8 protein-coding genes and 1 pseudogene are annotated in these 12,852 nt (G+C 47.1%); 2 read left to right on the forward strand and 7 right to left on the reverse strand.

The annotated features are described in order from the left end of the window. Window positions 1-75: 75 nt before the first annotated feature. From U5K35_RS19305 to ilvB, 6 genes are all read right to left on the reverse strand, one after another. Window positions 76-1,389: a 3-isopropylmalate dehydratase large subunit gene (locus U5K35_RS19305; RefSeq protein WP_416221675.1), complete on the reverse strand. Its 1,314-nt coding sequence runs from the start codon at window positions 1,387-1,389 to the stop codon at window positions 76-78. A 154-nt stretch (window positions 1,390-1,543) separates the two neighbouring features. Continuing rightward, window positions 1,544-2,737 carry a 2-isopropylmalate synthase gene (locus U5K35_RS19310; RefSeq protein ID WP_322573161.1) on the reverse strand — a complete coding sequence of 398 codons (1,194 nt, stop codon included), beginning with the start codon at window positions 2,735-2,737 and terminating at the stop codon, window positions 1,544-1,546. A gap of 139 nt (window positions 2,738-2,876) precedes the next feature. After that, window positions 2,877-4,514, reverse strand: a complete 1,638-nt coding sequence (cimA, locus tag U5K35_RS19315; RefSeq protein ID WP_322573162.1) for a citramalate synthase — start codon at window positions 4,512-4,514, stop codon at window positions 2,877-2,879. A 45-nt stretch (window positions 4,515-4,559) separates the two neighbouring features. Further along, window positions 4,560-5,588 (reverse strand): ketol-acid reductoisomerase, encoded by a 1,029-nt coding sequence (gene ilvC, locus U5K35_RS19320; protein WP_322573163.1) that lies wholly within the window; start codon window positions 5,586-5,588, stop codon window positions 4,560-4,562. Between the two features lie 214 nt (window positions 5,589-5,802). Beyond that, on the reverse strand, window positions 5,803-6,327 hold the full coding sequence (ilvN, locus tag U5K35_RS19325; RefSeq protein WP_322573164.1) for an acetolactate synthase small subunit: 525 nt from the start codon (window positions 6,325-6,327) through the stop codon (window positions 5,803-5,805). Beyond that, the gene (gene ilvB, locus U5K35_RS19330) at window positions 6,324-8,102 is read right to left on the reverse strand and encodes a biosynthetic-type acetolactate synthase large subunit (RefSeq protein ID WP_322573165.1); all 1,779 of its coding nucleotides are present in this window, start codon (window positions 8,100-8,102) and stop codon (window positions 6,324-6,326) included. The genes ilvN and ilvB overlap by 4 nt, the downstream gene beginning before the upstream one ends. Before the next feature lie 507 nt (window positions 8,103-8,609). On the opposite strand from ilvB, the pseudogene ilvD reads away from it, so the two are divergent. Together ilvD and U5K35_RS19345 are read left to right on the forward strand one after the other, a co-directional pair. Continuing rightward, window positions 8,610-10,290: pseudogene (ilvD, locus tag U5K35_RS19340) on the forward strand (dihydroxy-acid dehydratase). Window positions 10,291-10,405: 115 nt separating this feature from the next. Then, complete coding sequence (locus tag U5K35_RS19345; protein WP_322573168.1) at window positions 10,406-12,001, forward strand: AbgT family transporter; 1,596 nt, start codon at window positions 10,406-10,408, stop codon at window positions 11,999-12,001. Window positions 12,002-12,086: 85 nt separating this feature from the next. Here U5K35_RS19345 and U5K35_RS19350 read toward each other — a convergent pair whose 3' ends face one another. Further along, complete coding sequence (locus tag U5K35_RS19350) at window positions 12,087-12,839, reverse strand: alpha/beta hydrolase (protein ID WP_322573169.1); 753 nt, start codon at window positions 12,837-12,839, stop codon at window positions 12,087-12,089. Window positions 12,840-12,852: the final 13 nt, after the last annotated feature.

Here is a 12,852-nt window from a genome sequence, read left to right on the forward strand (position 1 = left end):
TCCGATCGCTGAACGCTCACGGATCTGTCCCCTCTCAAGAGGGGATGTATCCTGCGGCCTGAACCTTGAGCCTCGTCATATCACCGTCTGCTGAATAAACACTCTCGGATCGGTAATGACCCCGGTTACAGCCGATGCCGCAACGGTGTAGGGAGAAGCAAGGTAGACCTGGGCTGCCTTTGATCCCATCCGTCCCGGGTAGTTACGGTTAGTGGATGAAATACAGACCTCCTCTTTATTCAGGCGACCAAAGGTGTCAGACGGTCCACCCAGGCAGGCAGCACAGGAAGCATTTCCGATCTTGCATCCTGCCTCCTTAAAGATCTCGATAAGCGGAGTACCAAGCAGGGTTTCGGTTTCCAGACCCTTGGCGATTTCAGTTGTAGCCGGCACGATATAGGTGTCAATTTTCAATTTATGGCCGCGGATAATTTCAGCAGCCGCTACGAAGTCGGAAAGCTTGCCTCCGGTACACGATCCGATATATGCACGATCCAGCTTTACGCCTTCAAGTTCTTCTGCAGTTGCTTTGTTATCGGGACTGTGAGGTTTCGCAACCATCGGCACCAGTTCTTCCAGGTTGTAGAAATGCTCGCTGAAATAGTTGGCATCGGGATCACTGTAGAATGTGTTGAAAGGTTTGTCAGTGCGGGCTTTTACATACTCCTCGGTAACTGCATCGGGTTCTACCACACCGTTCTTTCCACCCGCTTCGATCGCCATATTGGTCAGGGTCATGCGGTCTTCCATAGAAAGTAATTCAATGCCTTGTCCCGCAAACTCCATGGTTCTATAGGTTGCTCCATCAACACCGATATCTCCAATAATTTTAAGGATGATATCTTTAGCCATCAGGTAGGGTGGCATAGAGGTGCCTTCAAAAACGAAGCGCATCGTTTCGGGTACCTTCACCCAGAGTTTGCCGGTACCCATGATGAATGCGGCATCTGTATTTCCGATTCCGGTTGCAAACTGGCCAAAAGCTCCGGCCGTACAGGTATGAGAATCGGTTCCGAACAGTACTTCGCCCGGACGGGTAAAGCCCTCTTCGGGAAGTGCTACGTGGCAAACTCCTTTGTAGCGGTCGGTGCCTACATCATAAAAATGCGGCAAATCCTGCTCTGCAGAAAAAGCCCGAAGTACGTCTACATTACGGTTGGCGTATTTATCGTTGGTAAAGATATAGTGGTCGGGTATGATAACAAGTTTATCTTTGTCCCAAACTTTGGCATCATCCCCAAATTCTCTGTGGAAAATTGAGATAGCGGGTGGGCCACAAACGTCGTGCGTCATTAATACATCTACATCTACCCAAACACTTTCGCCGGGTACTACCCGGTCTCGTCCGCTGTGATTGGCAAGAATTTTTTCAGTAAGTGTCATTCCCATGGTTATGGTGTTTTTTTGACTCACCCCCTGTCCCCCTCTCTACTCGTATAGAGGGGGAACTTTGAAATAAGTTCGGGAGTAATATTTATGTTTTAGTGTTAGTTTTTAAAATTGTCAGGTATCAAAAGACCCCTCACGAAAGGGGATTTCCCGGTTATCCACCGGAAGCCATTGATTGTGGTTGTCGAGCAGGCATGTCATTCATCATAGACATAATGGATATAAGGTCGTGCTCCTCCACTACTTTCTTTTCATCGGCAACTTTTGTCACCTTCAGATACACCTGGTTCAAATCTTCCTTGTTGAGGTGGTAGCCGAGCTCTTCAAGTTTTTTGCAGAGAGCAAATCGACCGGAATGTTTTCCAATTACAATTTTATTGCATGTAAGCCCGACAGATTCCGGGGTCATAATTTCATATGTAAGTGGATTTTTCAGAACACCGTGCTGGTGGATTCCCGCCTCGTGAGCAAATGCATTTTCGCCGACAACGGCCTTGTTGGGCTGAACCCCCTTGCCTGTAATCTGGGCAAGAAGCTGGCTTGAGGGGAAAATCTCTTTGGTGTTCACTGAGGTGGTATAGTCCATGATATTTTTTCGGGTTACGAGCGCCATTACCAGCTCTTCGAGAGATGCATTTCCCGCCCGTTCACCAATTCCATTTACCGTACACTCAACCTGGCGGGCCCCATTTCGAATAGCCATCAATGAGTTTGCAACTCCCACACCAAGATCGTTGTGGCAGTGCACGCTAATGGTAGCTTTGTCAATATTCGGAATGCCTTCGTTCAGTGTTTTAATCAGCTGACCGTATTCCCACGGCATGGCATACCCAACCGTATCGGGTACGTTAATGGTTGTGGCACCGGCTTCAATTACAGCTGTGAATATATCAATCAAAAATTCAGGATCGCTCCGTGAGGCATCCTCAGCTGAGAATTCCACGTCGTCTACATGTTTTTTTGCATATTCTACGGCTTGCACGGCAGATTCGAGCACCTCTTCGCGCGACTTTTGAAGTTTGTACTTCATGTGTATATCACTGGTTGCGATAAAGGTGTGAACACGCGGCTTCTTGGCAAATTCAAGTGAGGCAACTGCCCGTTCAAGGTCGATTTTACGGGTGCGGCAAAGAGCTGCCACGCTGCTATTCTTAATCACTTTTCCAATTTCGCGTACCGTTTCAAAATCGCCGTCCGATGCAATTGGGAATCCGGCCTCAATCACATCAACACCCAGCTTTTCGAGCTGTAGAGCCAGACGGAGTTTTTCCTGCTGATTCATACTGTATCCCGGCGACTGCTCGCCGTCTCGAAGTGTGGTGTCAAAGATTGTGATGTGATTGTCCATTGGTTTGTCCTTGTTTGTTGTGTGTTGAAGTCCCCTCTCGAGAGGGGAAAAGTGAAGACAAATTGGCGAAGCCAGATTTGTCAAGCGAGGGGTGTGTTTGATACAAAGCTTGATTGCTGAATACGACACCCCTCACGGCTTACGCCGTACTCCCCTCAAGGGGAGAGTTTTGTTTCGGTTGTGTAATTGTAGTTTCAGTTGATTGCGGTTTACTGTTCTGGTTCATTAAAAAGTAGGTCATGCCTTCTGAGAGAGCCTGCCAGCTTGCGTCGATAATATTTTCTGAAACGCCCACTGTGCCCCATGTGGCTGTATCTTTTGAGGAATCGATGAGAACGCGAACACGTGCACCGGTTCCGTCTTTCTCATTTAGCACGCGTACTTTGTAGTCTTGCAGTTTCATGGAGGCAATTTCCGGATAGAACTCTCTCAGAGCTTTTCGCAGAGCGGCATCAAGAGCGTGAACGGGACCGTTTCCTTCCGCTGCGCTGTGTTCAATCCGCTCGTTTACTTTTACACGGATGGTTGCTTCAGACCGGGATTTCCCGCTGGCATCGCGCTCCATGATAATTCTGAATCCTTCAAGCGAGAAGAAGTCCGGAGCTTTGTTGGTCATCTGTTTTACAAGCAGTTCGAAAGATGCTTCTGCCGCTTCAAACTGATATCCTTTGTTTTCAAGCTCTTTGAGCTTCTGTACGATTTCGGAACTTTCTTTGGAGTACTTATCCACATCAAGGCCGAGCTCGTCCGATTTGTAGCAAACATTACTTTTACCCGAAAGATCAGATACCAATACCCGGCGTTCATTGCCTACAAGTTCAGGACGTATATGTTCGTACGTCTGCTCATTTTTGATGACCGCACTCACGTGTATTCCTCCTTTGTGTGCAAATGCACTTCGTCCAACAAATGGCTGCTTATGGTCGGGGCTTAAATTTCCAAGTTCACTCACAAATTTTGAGAGAGTGGAGAGGTGCTGAAGTTTATCATAAGAAACACACTCGTACCCCATCTTCAACTGAAGGTTGGGGATTATTGAGCAGAGGTTGGCATTTCCGCATCGCTCTCCATATCCGTTCACCGTACCCTGTACATGTACAGCTCCTGCTTTAACAGCCGCCAATGCATTGGCTACAGCCAGCTCACAATCGTTGTGGGTATGAATTCCGAGCGGTGTGTTTACTTTCTGAGCCACATCAGCCACAATTTCCGATACCTCGTGTGTGAGGGTGCCGCCGTTTGTATCGCAAAGAACAAGAATATCGGCTCCGGCTTTTTCCGCTGCTTTCAACGTGGAGAGGGCGTATTCGGGATTATCTTTATACCCGTCAAAAAAGTGCTCTGCATCGTATATTACCTCTTTGTCATATCGTTTCAGGTATTCTATAGAGCCTGATATGAGAGCAAGGTTCTCCTCCGGAGTAATGTAGAGAGCTTCCGAAACGTGAAGCAGCCACGATTTCCCAAAAAGTGAAACCGCCGGGGTTTCTGCTTCAATTAATGCATTCAGATTGGGATCCTCATCCGGAGCGTTTCCGGCCCGACACGTACTCCCAAAGGCGACAATTTTTGCATTCTTAAAAGAGTGAGTTTTGGCTTTAGTGAAGAACGCCATGTCTTTCGGATTTGAACCGGGCCAGCCACCCTCGATGTAGTGTATACCAAACTCATCCAGCCGTTTTGCGATACGGAACTTATCCTCGGCTGAAAAAGAGACTTTTTCGCCCTGCGTTCCGTCGCGAAGTGTAGTATCGAATATCTGAATGGTTTTGGTCATGGGTTGTGATTTTGACGAATTATCATTGATTGTTGTATTGAGAGATTACTCCGCAGGCTCGGGTTCAGGTTTTTTAGAACCGTCATCAATCCAGTTCATCATAGACCGGAGTTCTTTACCTACTTTTTCAATTTTGTGATCGCCAAGACTGCTTCTCATTTTTGTGAGATTTGGCAGTCCGTCACTGTTTTCTTTCATCCACTCTTTTGCAAACTCACCTTTTTGAACTTCTTCAAGGATGGCTTTCATCCGTTTTTTGGTCTCTTTGTCCACGACACGTGTTCCGCGTGTAAGTCCGCCATATTCGGCTGTATCGCTCACGGAGTAGTACATTCGCTCAATCCCGCCTTCGTACATCAGATCCACGATCAACTTCAATTCATGAAGGCACTCGAAATAGGCAATTTCGGGCTGATAACCGGCTTCCACCAGGACTTCAAATCCGGTTTTGACCAGTTCGGATGCACCCCCGCACAGTACCGCTTGCTCCCCAAAAAGGTCGGTTTCCGTCTCCTCTTTAAAAGTTGTTTCCAGTACACCTGCACGGGTTCCGCCGATAGCTTTAGCATAAGCCAGAGCTGTTTCCTTAGCTGTTCCGGTAGCATCCTGATATACGGCAAAAAGGCAGGGAACTCCTGAACCTTCCGTATATACTCTTCGAACCAGATGGCCGGGTCCTTTTGGAGCAACCATAAATACGTCCACATCTTCCCGTGGTTTGATCTGTCCGAAGTGGACATTGAAACCGTGGGCAAACATCAGCGCCTGACCCGCCTCCATATTGGGTGCGATATCGGATTGATATACATCACCTTGATGTTGATCGGGAATGAGCACCATAACGATGTCACCTGCTTTGGCTGCTTTAGCCGTTTCCATTACGGTTAGGCCGGCATTTTCAGCTTCGCTCCAGGAGGAGCTCTCCTTTCTGAGACCAACCACGACATTCACGCCGCTGTCGCTCAGATTAAGAGCATGAGCATGCCCCTGGCTTCCGTAACCGATTACGGCCACTGTTTTTCCTGAGAGGTGATTCAAATTAGCATCGCCGTTATAATATGTTGTTGCTTTCATTGGGTATTGGTTGGTTTTGACTCACCCCCTGTCCCCCTCTCTACGCGTAGAGAGGGGAGACTTTATAATCAGATTCAGGAAGTGAACTATATTTGGTGTTTTAATTAAAGTTTAGGATTCAGAAGTCCCCTCTTGAGAGGGGATTTAGGGGTGTGTTAAACAGGACTCTGAGCCTCGACTAACACTCCTCACCCCAAGGGGAGATTTTATTATGTCAATTAATATTCACCGCTCCCTGGAATTCTCGTTTCAGGGCAACGCTACCGGTTCTCGACATCTCAGTAATGCCATACGGTTTCATCACTTCGATCATGGCATTTACCTTGTCAGTATTGCCGGTCACTTCAAGGGCCAGTTTGTCGTCGGTAATGTCGATCACTTTGGCCTTGAAGGCCTGTGCAATCAGCATAATCTCGGGACGGCCGGCTTTTGCTGTGGAGACTTTCACGATGGCCAGTTCACGTTCGATACACTTTTTATGAGTCAAATTTGTGACTTTGAGTACATCAACCACATTGTGCAGATGCTTGTTGATCTGCTCCACAGTTTGTTCATCTCCGCGTGTTGTTATGGTAATCCTTGCCATTCCGGGTTCAGCTTCGGCAGCAAATGTTACGCTGTCCAGCTCGAAACCCTTTCCGCTAAAGATTCCAATGATTCTGGAAAATGTATTCAGATTGTGTTTTACCAGCACGGTGAGGGTGTGTTTGGCGCTTACGGCTTCAGTGGTTACAGTCATAGTTTTTTACACTCCTCGTCTGATTCTACCATTTCATTGAGTGCAGCTCCGGATGGCACCATGGGATAGCAGTTTTCGGTTTCAATTACACTGAAGTCCATCAACACGGGTCCGTCTTTTATGGCCATTGCCTTTTTCAAAACGTCCTGCATTTCAGCGGGATTGGTGGCACGCATTCCAACAGCTCCGTAGGCCTCCGCCATTTTCACAAAGTCGGGGTTGTTTTTGCCAAACACGGAACAGCTGGTTCTGTTTTCGAAGAAGAGTTGCTGCCATTGACGAACCATACCAAGGCAGTTGTTATTCATGATGGCAATCTTAACCGGGATCTTATACTCAACGGCTGTTGCCAGTTCAAAAGAGCACATCTGAAAACCGCCGTCTCCGGTTATGCAAACAACTTCACGATCGGGCTTGGCCAGTGCGGCTCCAATAGCGGCAGGAAATCCATACCCCATTGTTCCGAGTCCGCCCGATGAAATCCACGACCGCGGGTGATTATATTTGTAGTGCTGAGCCGCCCACATCTGGTGCTGACCAACATCGGTTACCACAATGGCATCACCATTAGTGATTTCCGAAATCATTTTAACCATGTGCTGGGGATAAATTTTGTCCTCCGCCTGCGGCACCTTAAGCGGATGCTCCTCCTTCCATTTGTTTATTGTATCCCACCATTCATCAACTTCAGGCGGGGTGGCGAGTTTGTCGATGGCGGGAATTACATTTTTCACATCTCCCACAATGGGTACTTCAACGGCTACATTTTTACCAATGCAGGAGGGATCGATGTCGATGTGGATTTTTCGTGATTTTTGAGAAAATCCGCTCAACCGTCCTGTTACCCGGTCGTCAAAACGAGCCCCCACCGCAACAAGCACATCGCACTCTGTCATCGCCATATTCGCGTACCAGGTTCCGTGCATTCCCAGCATTCCAAGTGACTGCGATTTGTTCTCCGGGAACGCACCGAGTCCCATCAGGGTGGTTGTGACAGGCACGTTCAGGCGTTCGGCCATGGCTGTAACTTCTTCCCAAGCTTCTCCTGAAATGGCGCCGCCACCCACATAGAGCAGAGGTTTTTTAGCGTTGCTGAGCATTTCAGCAGCTTTGGCAATCTGTGGATGATGACCGTTTGTATGAGGCTTGAAGCTGGGGATCTCCACCTTTTTCAATCCTGAATAACGACTTTTGGTATTCAGCATATCCTTGGGTAGGTCGACTAAAACAGGACCCGGGCGGCCGTTGGTTGCAATGTGAAAAGCTTCACGAATTACATGTTCCAGCTCATTCACATCCCTTACCAAATAGTTTTGTTTGGTGATGGGACGGGTAATACCCACAATATCCGCTTCCTGAAAGGCATCGTTGCCAATCACGCCGGTGGGTACCTGTCCGGTAAAAACTACAAGTGGAATTGAATCCATCATGGCGGTGGCGATTCCGGTTACGGTATTTGTTCCGCCCGGTCCAGAGGTGGCCAAAACCACACCGGGTTTACCGGTTGCCCGGGCATATCCGTCGGCGGCATGGGTGCCGGCCTGTTCATGGCGAATCAAAACGTGATTCAGGTCATGGTTATCGAAAAGGGTGTCGTAAATCGGAAGAACAGCACCGCCCGGATATCCGAAAAGAGTATCAACTCCCAGGTCAGTCAGGGTTTTGATGAGGATTTCCGCTCCGTTATGGGGCAGGCTTTCTGGTTTTTCGACCGTTTTGAGTGATGGCTGTTGAGCTTTCGTATTTGCGGAAGATGTCGAGTAGTTTGATTTCATTTTTTACTCACGGATATACTTTACCCGCCAGAGGAAAAAAATAAATCGCGATGTGTGGATTTGGTTTCTAACCTCTGGCTGGGTGGGTTATCTAATAATTAGGTTTAGAATTAGAATGCCAGAAATTAGAATAGATAGAATAATCAGCAGCAGGCTGATAATAATATCAATAGTGCTTATAGAAATGATCAAAGCACTTAAAGCGATAACAGGTAATGTAGCTAAGAGGATAAATAGTGAGTTGAAGACAGCAATCACGCCCAAGGCATCTTCCCGAAGAAGAGCAGTAGAAACGCTATGTGATTGGTGTGAATTCAAACGAACTATTTCTTTGTTGTTAATCGCTCCAAAAACCTATAGAACCGATTCGCATAAGTCAAGATTTTTTTTAAATAAATCTTTGAATATCATATAGAAGTAATAATTGATTTTTTAAAAGCGCTTCCATGTATCTAAAAATAGATACCTAAGTTATTGTCTTTAAACAGTTAAAAAAGCTTTCTTCAAATGACTCATAAAATTAACAAATTTAGCTCACGTTTAACCGAAAGTCAGTCGCAGGTCGGATCAAAAGCAATGCTATATGCCACCGGCTTGAGCGAGGATGACATGAAAAAGGCTCAGGTCGGGATTGCAAGTACCGGCTGGGACGGCAATCCATGCAACATGCATCTGAACGGTTTGGCTGATGTTGTAAAGAAGGGAGTTTGGGCAAATGACATGGTCGGTTTTACGTTTCACTCCATCGGCGTGAGCGACGGTATTTCGATGGGAACACAGGGAATGAAATTCTCTCTTCCTTCACGTGATATTATTGCCGACTCGATCGAAACGGTGATGAATGCTCAGTGGTATGATGCCAATATTTCGGTAGTGGGATGTGATAAAAATATGCCCGGTGCCATCATGGCGATGGCAAGAGTAAACCGGCCTTCAATTATGGTGTATGGTGGGAACCATCCGGCCCGGAAACCTGAATGGGGAGAAGCTGGATATTGTGTCGGCGTTTGAATCTTACGGAAAATTTTTATCAGAAGAGATTGATGAAGAACAGATGAATAATGTACTGAAGCATGCCTGTCCCGGGGCCGGGGCCTGCGGAGGGATGTATACGGCCAACACCATGGCATCGGCCATTGAAACGCTTGGCATGAGCTTGCCTTTCAGCTCTTCGATACCTGCCACGCACGATCAAAAAATTAAAGAGTGTGAAAAAGCCGGAGCGGCGATACGGATTCTTCTTGAAAAAGATATTAAACCAAAAGATATCATCACGAAAGATTCGATGGAGAATGCGGTGGCGATGATCATTGCCCTTGGCGGTTCAACAAATGCCGTGATGCATATGCTGGCTATTGCCCATGCGGCCGGAGTAAACTTTACCATTGATGACTTTCAATCCGTAAGCGACCGGACACCTTTCCTGGCCGATCTCAAGCCGAGCGGCAAGTATGTGATGGAAGATCTATATAACGTAGGTGGAGTGCCTGCTGTGCAGAAACTGCTTTTAAAGGAGGGATATTTGAAAGGGGACTGTTTGACAGTGACCGGTAAAACCCTGGCTGAAAATGTTGAGAAACTGCCCGGTCTTCTGGAAGAGCAAAAGGTGATTCATCCAATATCCAACCCGGTAAAGAAAACAGGACATCTTCAGATTCTCTACGGAAATTTATCTCCTGAAGGAAGTGTGGCCAAGATTACCGGAAAGGAGGGAACCCGTTTTTCAGGCCCGGCGGTGGTTTTTGAATCGGAAGAGGATGCGCTTGAGGGAATTCGTGGTGGTAAGGTAGGAAAGGGAAATGTAGTTGTGATCCGGTATGAAGGACCGAAAGGCGGACCCGGCATGCGCGAGATGCTCTCTATCACGGCAGCCATAATGGGAGCAGGCCTCGGTAATGATGTGGCGTTGATTACCGATGGACGCTTTTCCGGGGGGACTCATGGATTTGTGATCGGCCACGTAACTCCTGAAGCTCAGCTCGGCGGAGCAATCGGTCTGTTAAAAAACGGAGATATTATCACCATCGATGCAGAAGAACGGATTCTGAATGTGGATCTTTCGGAAGAGGAACTCGGAATCCGCCGTAAAAGATGGAAAGCCCCTGAGCTGAAGTACCATAGCGGTGCGCTCTACAAGTATTCAAAGCTGGTCTCAACGGCAAGCGAAGGTTGTATTACGGATGGATGATCCAATTTATCCGGTACGTAAATTTGGTATAGATTACTCATTTCTTCTTGCATAGAGGTTCGAATCTCGTATTTTCTTCAATTGATGGTTCAAACATTAACTAAAACGAGTTAAAGTGGCTGAAGAAAAGAAAAAAAACGAGGATGAGGTCCCTGATTCTAAAGGCAGGAGCTCATTATTTGACAAATTTCTGAATTTTATTGAAAAGGCGGGGAATAAACTTCCCGACCCGGCAATGCTCTTCTTTATTCTATTGGTGATCGTCTGGGTATTTTCTGCAATTCTCTCGCCCATTGATTTTGGCGAAGTCCACCCCCGAACCGGAGAGGCACTGAATGTTCAGAATATGCTTACCGGTGAAAATCTGGCTTCCTTTTTGGCCAACATGATTGAGACTTTTGTGCTTTTTGCGCCTTTGGGTATTGTGTTGGTGGCGATGCTGGGAGTTGGCGTTGCGGAACACTCCGGCTGGATTGATGCGGGATTGAAGAAATTGCTTGGATTTACTCCAAAGTCGCTCTTAACCCCAATGTTGATTTTAATCGCAATTGTGAGTCATACGGCTGCTGATGCCGGGTATGTACTCGTAATTCCACTTGGAGGCGTGATTTTCTATGCTGCCGGGAGGCATCCGCTGGCCGGTATTGCCGCGGCATTTGCAGGAGTGAGTGGTGGTTTTTCTGCCAACTTTATTCCGTCGGCTATCGATCCGCTCTTGATGAGTTTTACACTGGAAGCGGCCAGGATTCTGGATCCCGATATTATGCTGAACCCGCTCAATAATATCTACTTTACAGGACTCTCCAGTATTTTGATTGTCACTGTTGGCTGGTACATCACCGATAAAATTGTGGAACCCCGGCTTGAGGGAATAAAAGTTGACGGCGATGAGGATGAAATGCCTCAGATGGAAGAGGTGACACCCAAAGAGAGCCGGGCATTTTGGTTTGGTTTTGCTGCTATGATTCTGGGTTTGATTGGCTTGTTTATCTGGGCGTGGCCGGAAGGATCTGCACTACGTGATCCTAACTGGAACAATCCGGAAGTGAGTTCACTTTTCTCTTTTAATGCCCCGTTAATGCAGGCGATCGTGCCACTCATTTTTATTCTGCTGCTGATACCGGGTGTTGTATACGGTTACGCTTCCGGAAAATATAAGAGTTCAAAGGACATGATCGACAACATGACCAAGTCGATGGAGAGCATGGGGTATTACGTTGTGATGGCGTTTTTCTGTGCACTCTTTATTGATGCGTTTGCCAAGTCAAACATCGGTCTCTTGATAGCTTTGAAAGGTGCAAACTTCCTTCAGGCGCTGGCACTTCCGGGACAGATTACCATTGTGGGAATCGTGTTTCTGAGTGCATTTGTGAATATCCTGGTTGGATCTGCTTCGGCAAAATGGGCGCTCATTGCTCCAATATTTGTCCCGATGCTTATGCAGTTGGGAATCTCACCTGACTTAACTCAGGCAGCTTATCGTGTAGGAGATTCAGTGTCTAACATTATCACACCGCTTCTGCCTTACTTCCCTCTTGTGGTTGTGTTCTGTCAGAGATATGTGAAGAAAACGGGAATTGGAACGCTCATTTCGATGATGCTTCCTTACTCCATTATCTTCCTGGTCCTATGGACACTCTTTCTGCTGCTCTACTGGTGGATTGGAATCCCGCTCAGCTTTGAAGCGAACTATGTTTATCCTGCACCTTAATTAGATGTGAGTCATGAGTCTTGAGATGTGAGAGAAATTCTCACGACTCAAGACTCAAATCTCAAGACTATTCAAATAGGTCTGATTATAGCTTTTTTAGAAGCTTTACGATTTCCCGGTCTATCAATTCTAAATCTTTATCGCGTGAAAGTCGGTGTGCTCCATCCGGAACGAGTATTAATTCGCTCTGTTCCTCGCCAATGAGCCGGTTTAGTTTTTCTGATTTTTGCCAGGGTACATCCCGGTCTTCCATACCGTGAATAAGGGTAACGGGAATATCAAAATCGAGCGATTTTTTATGGAGCAAAAGGTGATCTTTGCCACTGTCGAGCAGTCGTTTTGTAATAATAATCGGTTCGTCACGGTACTCGCTGGGTTGTGCAATATAACCCTGTTCATTCATCACACTCTGCTGCTGATCGGTCATGCGTCGGTGCCAGATATCTTCGGTGAAGTCCGGAGAGGAGGCGATGCCTACCAAACCGCAAATCTTATCCGGACGCCTGAGAGCAGCCAGCACGGCGATCCATCCGCCCATGGATGAGCCAACGGCAACCACCGGAGCATCGGCCAGCTCATCCAGTACCAGCAGTGTATCATTCAGCCAGTCGGTCAAGGTTCCGTCCTCAAATTTACCGTCCGATTGACCGTGTCCGCGGTAGTCAAAGCGTATGTATGCCCGGCCACGCTTTTTACACTGTTTTTCGAGAAACGTTGCTTTGGTTCCCTCCATATTGGAGAAAAAGCCCGGTACAAATAAGGTAGTGGGTGATTCTCCTTCCAGCTTATGAGCTGCAATCTTCAGGCCGTCATGGGTTGTGAGTTGAATGGGTTTCATGCAGGGTAAATAT

The sequence above is a fragment of the Rhodohalobacter sp. genome (assembly GCF_034521535.1).
GTDB lineage: Bacteria > Bacteroidota > Rhodothermia > Balneolales > Balneolaceae > Rhodohalobacter.

Excerpts from the sequence above, each read along its gene's own strand:
- ilvN (WP_322573164.1), bottom strand. The coding sequence starts at position 6,327 with ATGACTGTAACCACTGAAGCCGTAAGCGCCAAACACACCCTCACCGTG.
- U5K35_RS19310 (WP_322573161.1), bottom strand. The coding sequence starts at position 2,737 with ATGGACAATCACATCACAATCTTTGACACCACACTTCGAGACGGCGAG.
- U5K35_RS19305 (WP_416221675.1), bottom strand. The coding sequence starts at position 1,389 with ATGGGAATGACACTTACTGAAAAAATTCTTGCCAATCACAGCGGACGA.
- cimA (WP_322573162.1), bottom strand. The coding sequence starts at position 4,514 with ATGACCAAAACCATTCAGATATTCGATACTACACTTCGCGACGGAACG.
- ilvB (WP_322573165.1), bottom strand. The coding sequence starts at position 8,102 with ATGAAATCAAACTACTCGACATCTTCCGCAAATACGAAAGCTCAACAG.
- U5K35_RS19350 (WP_322573169.1), bottom strand. The coding sequence starts at position 12,839 with ATGAAACCCATTCAACTCACAACCCATGACGGCCTGAAGATTGCAGCT.
- ilvC (WP_322573163.1), bottom strand. The coding sequence starts at position 5,588 with ATGAAAGCAACAACATATTATAACGGCGATGCTAATTTGAATCACCTC.